Genomic DNA, 17,142 nt, shown 5'->3' with positions numbered 1-17,142 from the left:
CGATTTAAAATGACCCACTCCAATATTAAGGTAACGCAATGATCACATGGCCTTGTTTACTCAAACTCGATGGCGACGACGAACTGGTGTATTTGGCTTCGCCAGAGCAGTTAAACGCCGAATGCCAAGCCTTGATTTGGGGTCAGGATGATATTGTGATTGATACACAAGGTTACTGCTTTGCATTAAAAACGGGTAGCCATAACACAGTGGAATTGGGTCTATTGCCACAAACATTAAACGTGCAGCAAGTGACAGCGCTGATTCAAAAACACGAGTTTGCTCAAGCACAGCGCTGCATCATCAAAATCCATTTTACTTCCGTACAACAAGCGATTGAGGCCTTAGCTGATTAACAATTGCGCCCTTGCTTTTGTACAACGAAAAATCCCCTCAATAACCATTGTCAGCACCGAAAACCGTGCGTATACTCCGCGCCCGGTTAGATAGGTTCTCCTTTCACGATGAAATGGAACCGAACCAGCTTTCAATCGGCTGCAAAATGGAAACTTGCCCCAAGGAACAGGGCCCAGCGTAACTGTTAGCGTTTACGGGCTTTGAATTCGACTTCGGGTAAAGACAACATTTTGCACTCTCGCAATGTTGCCTATGCACGCGTGCGTCTTTTTCACGGCTCGCTCAAATACAGATACATAGCAAGGTAACATAATGCAAATCATCTTCAGCTTGGCCGGCGTATTGGCCTTGTTGGCGTGTGCTTACGCACTTTCTGATAGTCGTCGCGACATCAACTGGCGCACCGTAATCGGCGCATTCTCTCTTCAAGCCGGTTTTGCGGCACTGGTGCTCTACTTCCCTCTCGGGCAATCCATGTTAGGCTCCATCAGCAACGGCGTATCCGGGCTCCTCTCATTCGCAGACGAAGGCATCGGGTTTGTTTTTGGCGAACTCGCAACGGGCAATTTCATCTTCGCAATTCGCGTACTCCCTCTTATCATTTTCCTCTCTGCTATCATCTCAATGCTCTACTACTTGGGCGTGATGCAAGCTCTTATCAAAGTCATCGGTGGTGCTATCCATCGCCTATTAGGTACTTCTCAAGTCGAATCTCTTGCTGCAACCAGCAACATCTTCCTATCCATGTGTGAAGCCTCTTTGGTGGTCCGTCCGTTCTTGGCCAACATGACTCGCTCTGAACTGTTCGCAGTAATGGTTGGCGGTATGGCGTCTGTGGCAGGTTCCGTACTAGGCGGATACGCAGCACTGGGTATTGAGCTGAAATACCTCATCGCAGCGAGCTTTATGGCGGCGCCGGGTGGCTTGTTGATGGCGAAAATCTTAGTGCCAGAACGTGAAGTATCAGCGCATCAAGGCGCGATTCAGCTAGAGAAAAGCGAAGATTCCAACATCGTTGATGCCTTAGCTTCTGGTGCGATGAACGGCGTGAAAGTAGCAGTTGCAGTGGGTACCATGCTGATTGCTTTTGTCAGCGTCATCGCGATGGTCAACGCAGGCTTTGAAACCGTGGGCAACTGGTTTGGCTACGAAGACGTAACGCTGCAATTGATCTTTGGCTACCTGTTCGCTCCACTGGCGTTTTTTGCTGGCATCCCGATGAACGAAATCCTAACTGCAGGTTCGCTGATCGGTCAGAAGACGATTCTGAATGAGTTCGTGGCCTTCCTTGACTTCGTCAACGTGAAAGAAACCCTTTCAGCACATAGCCAAATCATCATCACTTTCGCACTGTGTGGTTTTGCTAACATCGGCTCTATCGCGATTCAGTTGGGTTCAATTAACGCAATGGCACCAGAGCGACGCCAAGAAGTGGCAAAACTTGGCTTCCGTGCCGTGATTGCTGCGACCCTTGCCAACATGATGAGTGCAGCGCTGGCAGGCTTGTTTATCTCCCTGTAATCACCCTCTCATTCCAATTGAAGCCCACCATCGCGTGGGCTTTTTTTGTTGAGCCAAAAACGTAAGCACCTGAACTTACAAACTTTCTCATTTTGAGACTCATAATCACTAAAAACAGCGGAGTGATTCTTGCTAACTCAATTTTTTGGCTTTGAGGAAAGTGACATGCAAGACAAAGTTCGCCAACTGGATACGCAGCAAACCACCTCCTTTGACACGGAATACATCGACAAAGACATGTTTGAAGTGCTAACCAAGCAACTCAACATGCTCTACCCTACACAGCAGCCTTTTCACCTACTCGATGTTGGTGGCGGGAATGGAATGTATGCCGACAAGATTTTGAATCATTATCCCAAGGCTCAAGTCACGCTTATCGAACCAGAAGCGTCACTCATCACCAAAAATCGTCCCAACCCAAACAAACATCTGGTTTGCCACCTTTTCCAAGATGCTGCGCTTGAAAGCAGTTTTGATATTGTCCAGTTCAACTGGGTTTTACATCACTTTGTTACCGACACCTATCAGTCCACCAAGCAAGTACAACAAGAGGCTCTGCATTGTGCCTACCGACATTTAACTCCAGGCGGCTTAGTTGTCGTATTTGAAAACTTCTACGAAGGGCTCTTAGTCAACAATTTACCTAGTTCACTGATTTATCAATCGACCTCATCCAAACTGCTTGCTCCGATAACTCAACGACTCGGAGCGAACACTGCGGGCGTTGGGGTCTGCTTTCATAGTCGCACGACTTGGCACGATATGATCATTGAAGCGGGCTTTAGAACCGTATTGCACGTTCCCTTTTATGCCTTTGGCAACTTAAGCAACCTCAAAGCCAAAGCGTTGCATTTACGAAAACAAAATGTGGGGCTATTGATTGGTAAAAAGTAGCTAGTATGCCGATAAAATTTGCTAGTCTGTCACGACAAATGTGCGAGTGATGAAGGCGCTTATGAACAAGGTCGTATTGGTATTTGGTGGATTGGGGAACGCTAAATCGTCTGTGGTGGGTTTGTATAAGAACCTTCTGCATACCTTAAGTTCTCGCTTTGATGTCGTCGCCATCGACCCTGCAGTTCAACATCCTAAGTCCTGTACATCGCAGTTCCAATTCCCTTACTCCGCTCGCTACGCCGATCTTGATGCGTTTTTACAGGCTCACTCACACACTGATGTTGCTGCCGCCTTCGTTTTAACACCGGTTGGCACACATCTCTCCATCATTGAACAAGTGAGTAACGCACTCGAGACTCAAGACCTTCTGTTTGTAGTTGAGAAACCATCCTTCTCCTTGGCTGAAATCGACAAAGCCTTTAACCAAGTCATCCCAGAGCTTAAACGGCGCGGAGCGCAATTTTACTTTATTGATACCGCTTTGGTTTCTCCTTCGTTGGAAGCACTCTTTGCTGATTCATCTATTGCACTCCCTGATTCTGCCCCGCGCAAGATTATCGAGATTGCAGCCGACAACCCCATCGACAGTCATGAAACAATCCAAGACTTCCTTTTTGAAAACCGAATTGCGTTACTAAACGCGAGAAAGCTACTTAACTTAGCCACCAGCGGCGGCGGAGGTTATGGCTTTGATATGGGCATCCACGCAATTGCAGGCCTGGTTCGCTACCTGCATAAATTCGGCTTAGAGGACTCACAGGTTGAACTAAAATACGTCCGTGCCGAACGTATCAACGAATCGAAATTGGAGTACACACAAGGCGCTGAAACCCATCTCTATGTCGAAGGTGAACTCACGTCGCCAAAGGGCAATATTGAAGTAGTGATTGAGGCAGGAAAAGCTGGTGATATCTGGGACAGAAGGTTGGAACTGCACTACACAGACCGCGTCATCGCAATTGGCTTTGGCACACTCAAGCATCCGCCGTATCTGTGGGAGAGAAGCCCCAATGGCATCAAGAGCACCACATTTGATGTCTCTGGCTCAGGTTATGCGATGCACTTTAACGACATTCTCTGCGCGCTTGGTTTTGACGCCGAGCCTTTACTCTCACAACAAGAGAGCGAAGCTTTGATGTCACACTCCATGAACTTGCTGCGCAGCGTATTTGACGCCATCGGTGATACCCATCAAGTTCGCGAGCAAAACATTGCCGAGGTTGATGCACACGCACCCAAATACCTGTCAGAAGCAGAGCTAGAGATTCGGGCAGAGCTTAGCCGATACCTCAACAGTTTGATTGTTTAAGTGGGCAACGAGTCAGTATTTCTGGCTCAATTCAATTAAGTGATATAGTTTCTATTCATACCCTTCAATTTGTAAGTTGAATGATAGGAATATCATGATAAATCTATCCCACTTAATCAAAAATGATATGAACCTGCTGATTTGTCTGTACGTCTTACTGCAAGAACGTAGCGTGAGCAGAACCGCAGAGAAACTATTCTTATCTCAATCGGCCGTCAGTAAACAGCTTACTAAATTGCGCCAAGAGTTTGATGATCCCCTATTCGAGCGAGAATCCAAAGGTTTGTTGCCGACTCCGAAAGCGCTGGCATTAGAAAGCAAGCTACAACAAATCCTGATGCAAATTGATCAGCTTCGTGAACCAGAAGAGTTTGACCCAGAACACTCGACTCGCGTTTTCAGTATCGATCTTATCGAAACCGCCTACTCCACGATTTACCCACGTTTTCTGCCTCAAGCGTTGTCTAGTGCGCCAAAGATAACCATCAAAAGTGCAGATTGGAGTAACAGCAGCATTACTCGATTACAGAGAAGAGAGATAGATTTTGGTGTGGGCATCTTTGAGTTTGATGATCGTTCTAAAACCCATGTCGATACCATCCCTGACACTCTAAATTACGCGGAACTGATGCGTGACACCTCGGCGTGTATCTTGAGAAAAGAACACCCAGCCTTAGAGGAAGAATGGAATCTCGACGCGTTCCTGAAGTACCGCCATATCCAAGTCATCACTGGCGGTGTGTCTAGCTGGCTATTACATGAGGTGCTCGACACGCAACGCCTGCGCATCGACAACGCCGTCAATATGTCCGACATTTCCAGCGCTGTAAAACTGTGTGAGAAGAGCGACTTGATACTGACTTACCCTTACAAAAGCATCCGCGAGTTCGAAGGTAAATCGGACATTGTGATCAAACCGCTCCCAATAAAAATGGAACCAGGTGGGTTCTTTCTACTTTGGAACAAGCAACTCGACAATGACCCAAGCCATAAATGGCTGAGAGAGCTCATCGTCAGTCAGTCTTATGCCTAATCACAAAGCCTGTAACCAAAGTAGAAAGTACAAAGCTATGAGTTGATGTACTTTAAATGAACATTCAAACGCCAAAAGTAGAGTGCTTGCAAAGCGATAACAGAGAATGTCGAAAGTAATTCAACAATAAAATAATGCTGAGCGCCAAAGTCGAAAGAGACGATAGCCATCCCAACAAGCACAGATAAAGCGACAAATCTAAACGACAAAGGGATAGATAAAGCGATAGAGCGAAGAATGTAGGTTTTACCATCTCTATTATTCGTTCTATACGTGACAACTACACCCAAAATTGACACGACTAAGATACCAATAGCCTCGGTTATCATAACTTCATTGCTTACATACGGCGCCAAGAACATCAAGTACGGTGTCACCGTATAAAAGATTAAGAATATTAAAGCGTATTTAATCCAATCACTGTCTGGCACTTTGTTGTCTTTTAGTTCCTCAGACAGCTTTGATGTTTTCCAAATGTACAAATTATTATTCCTTTTTATGTGAGCTCAGATTAAAGGCTCGCCTAAAACCCTAACTACCAACGTTCAAACACAACTAGTTAATATCAATAAAAACAGATGACTAGCAGCAACTTCGGCCAGAAGTTTACCTCACCAAACCATTCACGATCGATATAAAACAGCTCAAAACACAAAGAAATTTATAAGATAACTATTTGATAAGCATGCAGGATACGCTTGTTTACCCTTCTCTCCATTACTTGATAACAAAAAATTATTATCTTAAAAATTATTGATAATTTAATGTAATCAAAATTTCTCCATATAATCACCTCCATCGAAACGAAACACGAATTAAACATCACAGTTTTTTGGAGCAGAATTATGAAAATGAATCACGTAGGCATCATGGTTGGCGATATGGACAAAGCAGTAGAGTTCTACACTAAAGCGCTTGGTCTTCGCATCGTAATGAACAACACAAAAGTTATCGAAGAGCGCGAATCGGCAATCGGTCGTATGTGTATCGCTGTATTCGGTGAAGGCTTCAAAGGCTTCAACATCGCTCACCTAGTAACATCTGACGGCATCGGCGTTGAGCTGTTTGAAATGAAAGAGCGTCAAGAGCGCCACGAGGTAGACTTCTCTCGCCTAGGCATCTTCCACTTCTGTCTACAAGTAGCGAAAGAGCAGTTCCCACAAACTATCAAACGTATTGAAGAGTTTGGCGGTAAAGCTCGCATGGACATCATGCGCTACCACCCAGAAGACGACAGCAAACAAGCTCAAATGATCTACATGGAAGACCCGTTTGGTAACCTATTCGAGCTTTACTCACACACTTACGAAGAAACTTACGCGTCTGATTACGAATAATTGAATGCTTAAGAACCAGAAAGGGTTGGCCTAGTGCCAACCCTTTTTTGTTTTGGTTAGTTTTAATGAAACAACCCTCCTAACCTCCCCTTGGTCTAAGCTCCGGCGATCACAATACATCGAGAGCAAAGGGGAGGAACTGTCGGAGCGTGTTAAAGCAAGATTCCTGATGTCGCCTGGGCTCCTCGGAATGACGACTTTAAGGTGCAGCACTAAAGACTTGTCATTCTCGAGAGCGACGAAGGAGCGAGTCGGGAATCTCTGATCACTGTTAGAAAAAATATGTACTCGACTCTTGTTAGTCCAAAGCAGCAACCCCACCTAACCTCCCCTTGGTCTCAGCTTCGGCGATCAAAATACATCGAGAGCAAAGGGGAGGAACTGTCCGAGTGCGTTAAAACGAGATTCCTGATGTCGCCTAGGCTCCTCGGAATGACGAGACAAATTGGAGTGATTGAACACGCCACTCCAGAGAAAACCCTCCCCCTTAGAAACGAAACTTCAATGCCGAGCAAACCACATCAATACAAGGGGGAGTTGGAGGGGGTTGTTAACACAGAACGACAAACTAGCTCAATAAAACCGGAACCCTCTTTTGACTGCGCATACAAAAAAGGCTTGGTATCAACCAAGCCTTTTGAATTTCACGATTACTTCGTCACGCGACATGCACTTTGGGATATCTCGTTGACGATCAAAATCGCTTCGTCACCTTTGGTGTGCAAGACGAGCATTTGGTCATCAGACATATATTTTGCGCCAGAGGCAGAGCGAACTTGTTTGAGTTCAATCTCTCTCCCGTCATCAACGGTGATCAGCGCTTTTTCCTGATCAAAGCTAGCTGCAAACTGATGGCCGTCGTCACACTGGTATTGATACTCTGGCGCGGTAGAGGCACAGCCACCAAGCGCAAGCAAACCACCTAATGTCAGTGCGATTTTTGCCTGCTTAGCAATCATTCTTCAGGTGCCCAAACGCGAATGTTCACGTCCAAATCTGCTGGCGCGTAAACCACAACAGGAAGCTTGCTGTTGTAACGGTAAAGGTCGCGTGTTGGCATTTGAACGAAAGTTTCTACCTTCTCCATGTCTTCAGGACAAGCCATTAATGTAGAGATGCCGCCTGCTGGAGAAGCGTCAACTTGGTAGTAAGTGTAACCCCAACCTTCTAGCGAATGCTCGCTCACACTGCCGCCCAGAGAAACGCGGTTGCAGTCTGTTTCCATCATTTTGCCTACCACAAGCTCTACTCGCTTGTCGGCTTCATTACTTACTGGTTCAACGTAGAAAACGTGCTTAGTCATGTTATCCATTTCTGGAAACATCTCTGCCGACGGACGAGAAGCGTCACTCGCTGTATTCATCGTCGTAGAACAACCACCTAGTGCTACTGCACCCGCCATCAACCAAACTGCTTTCATTGTTTTTTCCTTTTTCAAATGGATGCTGCCATTGTAATAACTAACATCGAGTTATTGTGAAAGTACGGTTTAAATTGAGGTCTACTCTCACAATTAAGAGTGCACAACATGGCCATTTTACCAAAGGGTTACTCTTTGGAGTAACGTTTCATACTCATGGTTGAGGCGTCGATTTTCTCCATAAAACCACTCGCGGCTTCTGCACTCATGAACGAATTCATAGAGGCGTCCGCATCTTCGATGGTGTTCCAATGCACAACCACCAGCCACTCGCCATTTTGGCCTTTGGCAGACTCTCTTGAGATAAATCCAGCTTGCTTAGAGACATGTTCTATCTCGACCGCTTTATCTATGGGTGCAAAATCTTCATAGCTGACGCCATCTTTAAGCGTAAACGTCGCTATCTCGATGACTTCTGCATAGCTCAATGCAGGGACCGCAGCAAGTGAGGTAAAGGTTAAAGCAAGTTTTGCCAGTTTATTCATGTAGCCTCCAAACAGAATCCATAGTGGTTGTCACCATTTAGGTATTGTTGACCCCCTCCGATCTGTCAATTGACTCTCGAATCAACAATGAGAATCTCTGTAGAGAACATTTACGACGGAATACGGCGCCACTTGCCCAAAACCAATGACAAGGTTATGGTTTGAAGCCATATTTGGTCGATGTTCAAGGAAGAGAGAATGACCACCTACCTTGCTGGCTTTACGCTTGGCATATCACTGATTCTTGCTATCGGAGCGCAAAACGCCTTTGTGCTGAAACAAGGCATCAAACAGCATCATGTGTTTCTGGTGTGCTTTATTTGTGCACTGTCCGATGCGATTTTGATTTCCCTTGGAGTAGCGGGCTTTGGCTACTTGGTGAAGCAATTTCCCTTGATTGAAACCATCGCGCGTTACGCTGGTGCTGCGTTCCTAACTTGGTATGGTCTCAGCAGTTTACGCTCGGCATTGACGCAAAAACACGTGATGAATCCTGAAGGTGATGCCTCCAAAAGTGCATGGCAAACCGCTCTGATCTGCTTGGCATTCACTTGGTTAAACCCGCATGTTTACCTTGATACCGTCGTGCTTTTAGGATCAATTTCTACTCAATATGAACCACACAAATGGCAGTTTGCCGTGGGTGCGGTATCGGCTTCCTTCGTATTCTTTTTCAGCCTTGGCTATGGCGCTAAGTTATTGATCCCCATCTTTAAGCATGCTCGCTCTTGGCAGGTTCTTGAGTTCATTATTGGCGTTGTCATGCTGGCGATGGCGATCAGCTTGCTGGTTTAGTGCGTATACTTTTCTCAATGCTCGAAAAAGGAACACGTCATGGCAAACCAGCGCAACCCCATTGAAATCAAAGCCCTCGACCATGTGGTATTGAGAACGGATAATCTCGATGCGATGCTCCGTTTCTATCGAGATTTATTGGGATGTCCTATCGAGCGGGAGTTGCCCGACTTAGGGCTGACGCAGTTACGTGCTGGCACAGCCATCATTGATTTGGTGACGGTTGAAAGTGAACTCGGCAAGTTAGGCGGTAAATCGCCAAGCCAAGATGGCCGCAACCTCGACCATTTCTGCCTGCAAATTGCGCCTTTTGAAGAGTCTGAGTTGCTTGAATATCTCCATCAACATAACGTCCACGTTGAAGAGTTTGCCGAACGATATGGTGCTCAGGGCTTCGGTCGCTCTGTGTATTTAGAAGATCCAGAAGGCAATGTGGTCGAGCTTAAACCACAGAAATAACTCGTTGCTATTCCTAACTTTATTTCCTCATTTTATCGGTTAAAAGCGGCTTCCAATTAAACCGTTTCGGCGTAGATTACGTATGTGTGTTCCTAAGCTTAAATAGGCAACTTTGATTAGGAACACACCATGACCCTCAGCGACGACGCACTATCCAGAATCATAGAAATGGCATGGGAAGACCGAACCCCGTTTGAAGCCATTGAGCATCAGTTCGGCCTGAACGAAAATGGCGTTATCAGCCTGATGCGTCGCCACCTCAAACCCCGCAGTTTCAAGCTTTGGCGACAACGTGTATCTGGACGCAACACCAAGCACTTAAAACTGCGCTCACCAGACGTAAACAGAGGCTATTGTCCAACGCAGTACAAACAACGTTGAGCCTCTCGGCCAAGCCTTGAAACTCAAGTGTTCTGTGCCTAGACCATAAAGTAAGGCGCACTGTCTCGCATGAATTCCGCCATAGAGGCGAGGTAGTCCCACGTTTCTCGGTAAGTGTGGTTCATGCATTGCGTGAACGCTTGGCACAATGACGGATCTTCTTCCAACCACTGGCTGACGTGTTGCGCCGTGTAAGAAACTTGCTTCACCTCATCATCTAAAATCTGCTGAATGGTCGGTCGCATCTCTTTCAAATACGGAATATCCGATTGGTCGATAAAACTCAGTTGAGAAACCAATAAACACCAAGAACGAAGTTCGACGGAGTGAGCTCGGAAAAGGTGGATTTTGATGTCGTCGTAAAAGTTGCTCACATTGCTGAAATCACTCGACTTTTCTTCTTGATATACCTCAGTTTGGTAACCCGTTAATGGTATCAAACTGGCGTACATGGCCGAGTGGTTTCTGTCGTTTTGGCAGTGATGCATGATTTGCTGCTTCATTTCCCCTTGCGCATAACGATTGGCAATCATTTTGAGTCACTCTGCGCCCTCTTCTTCGTTGATGGCATTGTGCAGCAAGTAATACGCCATGGTTTGTTTGCTCTGGAATATTTCTCCGGTGAGCTTACCCATCGCTTGAGGTGTAAGTGAGGAATCGGAATGTAGGTAGCTTGCAATGGAGGATTTGTACTCTTTAGAGGGCACAAAGTTATTGTCTTCTAGCAAGTTATAAAGGCTGGTCTGTAAACAGTTCATGTCACCTTCCTTGATGGCGCTGCATCGCAACACGTCATGCTGACTACTAAGAAAGTGAGGTATTTATCAATACGCTCCTTAGAATGAGGTAGATTCAGGCGGAAGAGTAGAGTTTGGGAATGATTTCGGCTCGGAGCGGCTGGCCAGCGGCGAGGTTAGGACAACTCTTAATGCTTTCGAATGAATATTAATGACCTCATTGATTTATGAAGCATATATTTTGTTACAAAACAGTTAAACGATCATTTTATAAATGTTATGTATCGAAAATAGACAGAACGAAATGCGGGGTGGTTAACTATTGGTTTTTAAGAGAAAGTGGCTTTGTAGCGCGATTTTTCTCGCCTACAAGTTTTAGAAAAGTGCCGAAAAGTAGTGTTTTAACTCTATAAAAACCGGACGGAGATCACCGTCCGGTTTGATCTTATTGAGCCTAATTTGAAGAGGATGAAGCGGTTGCAGATGCTAGGGGGGTCATCTGCAACGCCCAAATCTTCTCGTTGTTAGTGACGAATGAGCCTTACTTGCCCACAAAGCCGTTGTACAACATGTAAAGGTGCGCAGCACTCCAAGAGAAGTTGTTTGCGCCCTGCACTGCACCCGTTTCAGGGTTGTAGTTTTCCTGAATTGGCGTCGTTTCTGTTAAGCCTTGTGCGTTCTTGAATAGCTTATCCACCATCTGACGTGCTTCCACACCGTAACCGTAGTTGTCCATACCACGTACACCGAAGTAGAACTGATCGAGCCACACACGACCACGCCAGTAAATGTCAGGGCCGTAAGCCGGGTTATCCATCGACGCCGTGCCAAGTGGGATCATTGGTGAGTTAAACTTGCTGGTATCAAGCATGTTCTTCACTACTTTATCCGCGTGCTCTTGCGTTGCCGCGTTGTTGAATAGTGGAGACCAACCTTCTGGACCCATGCCGCGTTTCACCAACATTGGACCTGCACATTGGTTGCTCAAGCCACCAGACACCACTTCGATGTCGTAGTAGAAACCGGTTGATTCATCGAACATACAGCGATTGATGTACTCTTTGGTGTCTTCCGCTTTCTCTTTAAACTCAGCCGCTTTATCTGCTTTGCCCAATACTTCTGCGATTTGCGATAAGAACAGGTTATCTGAGTACCAGTAAGACGCTTGGTCTACCGATTCTTGCATCAACGAGTAGCCAGACAACTTGTTCGCGTCGTTGGTGTTCTCGTTGAACTTCACTTCCCAGTCTTTCTTCGCTAGAGCCAGTTTGTCCATGTTCTCTGTCGAATCATCACGGTAAGTCACCACTGAGCCGTCTTCACCCATGACCATGTCGTAGGTGTTGTCGAATCCGTTGGTATCGTGTGCGTAGCGACCCATTTGGTCGATCACTTTAGCTTCGTCTTGTGTCGGTAGTTCAGACATACCTTGTAGGTTGTCGATAGTGTCGATAAAGCCAAATACACCCGCGTTGTCACGACCAGATTCCCAACCCGCAGCTACTTTCGCTGGGATACTCATCGCGGTGTAATCACCGGACGTTAGCAACTGGTTGTATTTCTCGACGCCAGTCTCTTTGATCCACTTGTCGCCATTTGCTTCGTCTTTGTATTGGAACTTCATGTCATCCAATGTTGCATCGTCACCCCAAGGCAATTCGCCATCTTTGTTTGGGTTCAAATCGTCTGCGAACACAGTATGAATTGGGTCTTTTGCTGCACCGTATTCAGGGATGCCGTTTTTGTTTGTATCACGAGCACGTAGCCACCAATCGTGGAATGCCACCAGCTTCGGATACATCTCTTCTAGCCACTGCTTCGCTTCTTCCGGACGGTTATGCTCGTCTTTCAGTGCGGTGTATACTTCCCATACTGCCCATGCAGCTAGAGATGGTTTGGTGTTGCGTTCGTTCCAGTTCAAACCGTCTGTCGCCAGTGGGAACACTTTTTTGTATTCCGCAGACATACCTTCCCAACGTTCTGCCGGCAAGTTGTAAGTCACCACGTCAAGCAAGTAACCTTCGTCCCATGGGCGAACAGGATCGTCAGACTGAACTTGGTATTGGAATACAGTACGAATGTTTTCCATCGCCACATCTGGGTTGAAGTGAGCCATTGCGTACGCTTGTTTCCATGTATCCCACGGCCAAGTCATGTTGCCAGAGAAGTAAGGTGCAGTTACCGATGGTGTTACTGTGTCGTGGTCAATGGCACCTGCAGCACCACGCCAGTTTGCGCTCAGTGTTTCCATCGCTTTTACTGCTACGAATTCATGTTCTTTTGAAGCAGCATTGTTGGTTAGACCATTTTCTAGGTATTCTTCCCAACGCATTGCTGAATCATGCATGTAGCCTTTTGGATCGGCCATCACGTCATCTAACTTCGCAAACTCAGATGCCTGCTCTTCTGTGTTTTGCACGTGCGTGTAAGCCGTGTATAGCGTGATTTCTTCGCCATTACCTAGCTCTGCGGTTTGGACAAAGCCTTTCTTATCATCATCGATGGTCGACGTTTCTGGTTTGATAGAGCGTGTTACTTCAAACTTAGAGTCGCCTGAAGTCAGCAGAGACCAAGAGTCGCGAACCGCGCCAAAAGACACTTCTACGCCGTTTTCTGTCGCCGCGATTTCACGTGAGTAAGTAGGGTATGCATCTTCAACACTGCGCACTGTGCTGTCGCTGTTTTTGTATAGCTCACCATCGTCAGCGCGGTAATCTTGCATCAACTCGCCGTCCCATTCGCCTTGAAGAACCAGCTTGTTCGGGTTCTTGATGGTGGTTTTAACAAGAGACGTACGGTCGGTCACGAAGCGCATTTCAAGTTCGGCAGTGATGCCGTTATCGCCTGTGTACTCTTGAATCAGTGCGCCTGGTTGCGAGTAAGCGTCTGTTAGCTCAAGCGGCATCGCTTCACCGTCAACCATCAGTGTTAGACGGTCGAAACGAGCAGCCATGAATGACACGTATTCTTCCGTTAGCAACGCGGTACCACCTAGGGTGATTTCGCCACCTTGAGTGTCTAGCGTGTGACCATGCCAAGAACCGTTATCGAACATAGGAATGTAGCGAAGGTGACCACCATGAAGATCACGCAGTGCCACTGGCACACCTGCACGGTCAATGGTGTTGTGGAATTCAGCCGCTTTCAGTGGCGCTTCCACATTAGAGTCATTATCACTACTGTTGCATCCGCTAAGTGTTAGAGCAACCCCGACAGCAATCGCACATAAAGAAGTCTTAAAGTGCATGTTATATCCCTCATTTATTGGCTTTTGGTCCTGATCAGGCGAAAAAAGGTCGAGACGTGCCCTGCCGAGTTTCGATGATGAAGATTCAGCCTTATTTATTTCACTTTTGGATTTGAGAAGAGTTCGGTTAATTTGTCTCTTCTTCGTTTGACCTATTTAAATAACAGGTCATTAATTTTGGATAATAGTGGGTCTTTGATACATTCATTATCAAACACACCCACTTAATATAAATTCTTTATTTTGTGATTAAATAGTCACTATTTTTCATTCGCCATCGAGATGGCTTTTAATAATTCACCGTCAATATTCGGAATCGTATCCGAAAGGAATATCTGATTGCCCGGCGTGTAAGTCATCAAGACGTTTCGGAGTCGCTTACTGCCTTCTCCGCTCTTGTTTTGCACATCAAACTCTATCAGTTTGTTGTACACCTCATTCGCCAGTTTCTCTTCCTGCTCTTCAGTGATAGCAATGCGTCCCATGCAAATCGGTGGTCGCACATCATGGCTAAACACTTCATCTCGAAAGCGCTTAGCAAACAAAGTATCGAGCTTGGAGCCTTCTTCGAAAATAAAGCGACCTTGGTCTTTAAAGCGGTATTGGTCATCACCTTTTAGCTCGATGTAATCCATCATTTCCAATGCGCGGAAATAAAGGGTTATCGAGGTATGGGTCAATTGGTATTTACTCGCAATATCTTGCGGAGACCATTCCTTACGACGTAATAAGTACAAGAAATCAAACAGGTACGGATACTGGTGAAATATTTCACTGTTAATGTCGGTGATAAATTGCTCGTTTTCTTGTTGCAGCTGTTTACCACGCATAGACAATTCGACTAAATCAGTATCTAAATGAGTGGCATACGAGAGTATTTTGTCCAACCCTAAAGACGTATTGTGTAACTGTCTCTTAATGGTTGATAGAGGAATCCCCATTCCAGCAGAGAGATCGGAATAACAAATCCCTTTCTCTTTAATTTTTTCTCGTAAAGCAGCAAGTAAATACGTTGCAGAATTATTCATCTAACAATGCCTGTTTTAATTTCTTCAGCATCCCTGATGATATATTCAAGAGAATCCTACTCTTGTGATGCTGGTTCCAATTATTTCCAGCACTCTTTATCAATTAAATCGGTTTCAATGATGAGACTTTTACTTGTTGTTAACTGATCAAGTTTTACTCATTACGTTCACACTTTGACCAGCTATTTTAAGCCTTATCAGTATGGCGATGAGTATAATTGTTTTGATGCGTAAAATTAAGTTCACAAAGATTTTTAGTAAAAGTTTTCTCTCGGAAGGTTATTTTATTAGGTGAGAAGTATCAAAAAGTTGTACTCAGAGATTTATTATCGTGAGGGATCACAGAAAAATAGTGACTCACTGGTAATTTATCGATTCGATGACCAGTAAAAATCTTGTTATAAGGAGCAAGAAAGTTGGTTAAATTAACCGAGGTATTATTGAAGCGCCGTCATATTATACCCGTATTTTTCTAGCTTGCTCACATAATTTATTGGCTTGCCACCAAGGCTTATTTTTATATTCTTTTGCCACGTAAAAACTCTCTCCCGCCATCGGGGTTATCAGCTCAATGTGATCAGCTTGGCAATGTTCAATCAAGTCCTCAATGGGCTCATCCCATTTGTGCGTAAACAGCTCATACGTTGCCCAGTGCACAGGTAGCAACTTCTTCGCTTGCAGATCTTTGAATGCTAGTACGGTGTGATGCGCTTGCATGTGTCCCCAGTTCTCAACCGGATAACCTTGGTTGCCTTTCACATCTGCCGCGACTTCCAAACAAGCGATATCAATCGGGCCGCAACGCTGAGCGATTTGTGCAAAGTGACTATCGTATGCACTGTCACCGCTGAAATAGAGGGTCTCTTGCTGCCCTTTAACCACCCAAGATGCCCATAAGGTCGAATTCTTATCCAGATAAGTGCGCCCTGAGTTGTGATTAGCTGGCGTGCAAATCAGCTCAACGTTGGCGTAATAAACACTCTCCCACCAATCAAATTCCACCACGTTATCAGGTTTAACGCCCCAACGAATCAGATGCTTACCGACACCGAGTGGCACGTAAAATGTTACGGATTTATCAGAATAGTAACGTATGGTCGAAGCTTCGAGGTGATCGTAATGATCATGAGAGATCACGATAACATCCGGAATCGGCAAGCTATCACGTACGGCTGTATTGGGGATATTGCGCTCAAACCATGCCTTAGCAATCAACGGCGACGCGTAGTCGAATACAGGGTCAGTCAGGATGCGCACGCCATCGGTCTCAATCACAAAGTGGAATGCCCGAGCCAAGTGACTCGCATCGCTTGTTGTCGCTGTTTAAACCGCGTCGGCTCTATCAATGAATAAGGCAACTGATTATCGGGACTGAGCGGCGAACGTCCGCCCATGTAGGCCCAACACACTTGCCAAAAAGACTGAGGGCTTGGCACGTTTGGCATCTTGTCTTTGACGCGCCCATGTTCAAATTGAGGTGAGTGGTTAATGCGATGCGCCAACTGCGCGTAGTAAGTGTGAGGAGTAATCAGTGATTGCGTTGCGCGCTCACGAGCCAAGTACGTGTTTTTAAGTGTCGTTTCAGACATGTCCTATCTACGTCTTGTTCACTAAACTATGGTTTTAGTTAAGCCTGCTTGTATGTCTTTTTCATGACCAAAATAGGGCGTAAGATGAAGATTAGGTTTCAGAGAAGTATTTCTGTCCTTTATCGGTCTTGATAAGGAAGAGAGAAGGAGAAAAGTTATGGTGACCTGCAGCCAATACGATTTTATTGAAATCGCCTGTATGTTTAATCTGCCCGTGGAGATCACCCTCAAAAACGGTGAGAAACATCAAGGCAGCGCGTTTGATACAGGCTACGATATTGAACGACAAGAGTGCTTATTTTTGGATATCGATGGCGAGCACATTTCGTTCCCAACCGAACAATTGATTGCGATGAGAGCACTCAAAGACAACCCGCATTTAAGTGAAGTGACCTTCGGTTAATTGCTCGAAAACCGATATAAACGTCAGATACTAAAAAGTGACATTGCTGTTGGCTGTCGCGGTATGGGTACGTAGTCGCAATCGAGATACCAAACGGTGGTTGGGCTCCTCACCTGCATTTACAGGTAATAAAAGATATGGGTA

Annotated in this window: 16 protein-coding genes and 2 pseudogenes; 10 read left to right on the top strand and 8 right to left on the bottom strand. The window is 45.7% G+C overall.

Annotated features, from left to right (window positions below; all coding sequences use genetic code 11):
• Positions 1-38 precede the first annotated feature (38 nt).
• The 5 genes from KJB05_RS18720 (at position 39) to KJB05_RS18700 (ending at position 5,117) form a co-directional block, all read left to right on the top strand.
• On the top strand, positions 39-356 hold the full coding sequence (locus KJB05_RS18720) for a DUF4144 family protein (RefSeq protein ID WP_208446029.1): 318 nt from the start codon (positions 39-41) through the stop codon (positions 354-356).
• Positions 357-669: 313 nt separating this feature from the next.
• Positions 670-1,878: a NupC/NupG family nucleoside CNT transporter gene (locus KJB05_RS18715; protein ID WP_208446030.1), complete on the top strand. Its 1,209-nt coding sequence runs from the start codon at positions 670-672 to the stop codon at positions 1,876-1,878.
• Between the two features lie 165 nt (positions 1,879-2,043).
• Positions 2,044-2,772, top strand: a complete 729-nt coding sequence (locus KJB05_RS18710) for a class I SAM-dependent methyltransferase (RefSeq protein WP_208446031.1) — start codon at positions 2,044-2,046, stop codon at positions 2,770-2,772.
• A 61-nt stretch (positions 2,773-2,833) separates the two neighbouring features.
• Complete coding sequence (locus tag KJB05_RS18705; RefSeq protein ID WP_208446032.1) at positions 2,834-4,084, top strand: hypothetical protein; 1,251 nt, start codon at positions 2,834-2,836, stop codon at positions 4,082-4,084.
• Between the two features lie 94 nt (positions 4,085-4,178).
• Positions 4,179-5,117, top strand: a complete 939-nt coding sequence (locus tag KJB05_RS18700) for a LysR family transcriptional regulator (protein WP_208446033.1) — start codon at positions 4,179-4,181, stop codon at positions 5,115-5,117.
• Positions 5,118-5,152: 35 nt separating this feature from the next.
• Here KJB05_RS18700 and KJB05_RS18695 read toward each other — a convergent pair whose 3' ends face one another.
• A complete protein-coding gene (locus KJB05_RS18695) occupies positions 5,153-5,599 on the bottom strand; it encodes a hypothetical protein (protein WP_033005077.1) in 447 nt (148 codons plus the stop codon).
• 363 nt (positions 5,600-5,962) lie between these two features.
• Here KJB05_RS18695 and KJB05_RS18690 point away from each other — a divergent pair, with 363 nt between their 5' ends.
• Positions 5,963-6,454: a VOC family protein gene (locus tag KJB05_RS18690; protein WP_005428296.1), complete on the top strand. Its 492-nt coding sequence runs from the start codon at positions 5,963-5,965 to the stop codon at positions 6,452-6,454.
• 650 nt (positions 6,455-7,104) lie between these two features.
• On the opposite strand, the gene KJB05_RS18685 is transcribed toward KJB05_RS18690, so the two are convergent.
• From KJB05_RS18685 to KJB05_RS18675, 3 genes are all read right to left on the bottom strand, one after another.
• Positions 7,105-7,413, bottom strand: coding sequence for an MliC family protein (locus tag KJB05_RS18685; protein WP_039974345.1), 309 nt, complete (start codon positions 7,411-7,413; stop codon positions 7,105-7,107).
• The gene (locus tag KJB05_RS18680) at positions 7,410-7,874 is read right to left on the bottom strand and encodes an ecotin family protein (protein ID WP_208446034.1); all 465 of its coding nucleotides are present in this window, start codon (positions 7,872-7,874) and stop codon (positions 7,410-7,412) included. The genes KJB05_RS18685 and KJB05_RS18680 overlap by 4 nt, the downstream gene beginning before the upstream one ends.
• 128 nt (positions 7,875-8,002) lie before the next feature.
• Complete coding sequence (locus tag KJB05_RS18675) at positions 8,003-8,359, bottom strand: hypothetical protein (protein WP_199481719.1); 357 nt, start codon at positions 8,357-8,359, stop codon at positions 8,003-8,005.
• A gap of 198 nt (positions 8,360-8,557) precedes the next feature.
• Here KJB05_RS18675 and KJB05_RS18670 point away from each other — a divergent pair, with 198 nt between their 5' ends.
• The 3 genes from KJB05_RS18670 (at position 8,558) to KJB05_RS18660 (ending at position 9,994) form a co-directional block, all read left to right on the top strand.
• Positions 8,558-9,154 (top strand): LysE/ArgO family amino acid transporter, encoded by a 597-nt coding sequence (locus KJB05_RS18670; RefSeq protein WP_208446035.1) that lies wholly within the window; start codon positions 8,558-8,560, stop codon positions 9,152-9,154.
• Positions 9,155-9,193: 39 nt separating this feature from the next.
• Positions 9,194-9,613, top strand: a complete 420-nt coding sequence (locus KJB05_RS18665) for a VOC family protein (RefSeq protein ID WP_005428272.1) — start codon at positions 9,194-9,196, stop codon at positions 9,611-9,613.
• A 129-nt stretch (positions 9,614-9,742) separates the two neighbouring features.
• On the top strand, positions 9,743-9,994 hold the full coding sequence (locus KJB05_RS18660; protein ID WP_005428362.1) for a TIGR03643 family protein: 252 nt from the start codon (positions 9,743-9,745) through the stop codon (positions 9,992-9,994).
• A 38-nt stretch (positions 9,995-10,032) separates the two neighbouring features.
• Here the strand turns inward: KJB05_RS18660 and KJB05_RS18655 are convergent.
• From KJB05_RS18655 to KJB05_RS18640, 4 genes and pseudogenes are all read right to left on the bottom strand, one after another.
• Positions 10,033-10,752: pseudogene (locus KJB05_RS18655) on the bottom strand (GTPase).
• Positions 10,753-11,272: 520 nt separating this feature from the next.
• Complete coding sequence (gene ygjK / locus KJB05_RS18650) at positions 11,273-13,978, bottom strand: alpha-glucosidase (protein WP_208446036.1); 2,706 nt, start codon at positions 13,976-13,978, stop codon at positions 11,273-11,275.
• A gap of 260 nt (positions 13,979-14,238) precedes the next feature.
• Positions 14,239-15,006 carry a transcriptional regulator gene (locus KJB05_RS18645; protein WP_032802841.1) on the bottom strand — a complete coding sequence of 256 codons (768 nt, stop codon included), beginning with the start codon at positions 15,004-15,006 and terminating at the stop codon, positions 14,239-14,241.
• Positions 15,007-15,462: 456 nt separating this feature from the next.
• Positions 15,463-16,595: pseudogene (locus KJB05_RS18640) on the bottom strand (MBL fold metallo-hydrolase).
• Between the two features lie 157 nt (positions 16,596-16,752).
• Between KJB05_RS18640 and KJB05_RS18635 the strand changes: the two are divergent.
• Positions 16,753-16,998: a Rho-binding antiterminator gene (locus KJB05_RS18635; protein WP_208446037.1), complete on the top strand. Its 246-nt coding sequence runs from the start codon at positions 16,753-16,755 to the stop codon at positions 16,996-16,998.
• Positions 16,999-17,142 lie beyond the last annotated feature (144 nt).

It is taken from the genome of Vibrio sp. B1ASS3, from assembly GCF_905175355.1.
In the GTDB taxonomy this organism is placed as follows: Bacteria; Pseudomonadota; Gammaproteobacteria; order Enterobacterales; family Vibrionaceae; genus Vibrio; species Vibrio owensii.
The sequence above is the reverse complement of the archived record's forward strand: the minus strand, read 5'-3'. Positions and strand labels throughout refer to the sequence as shown.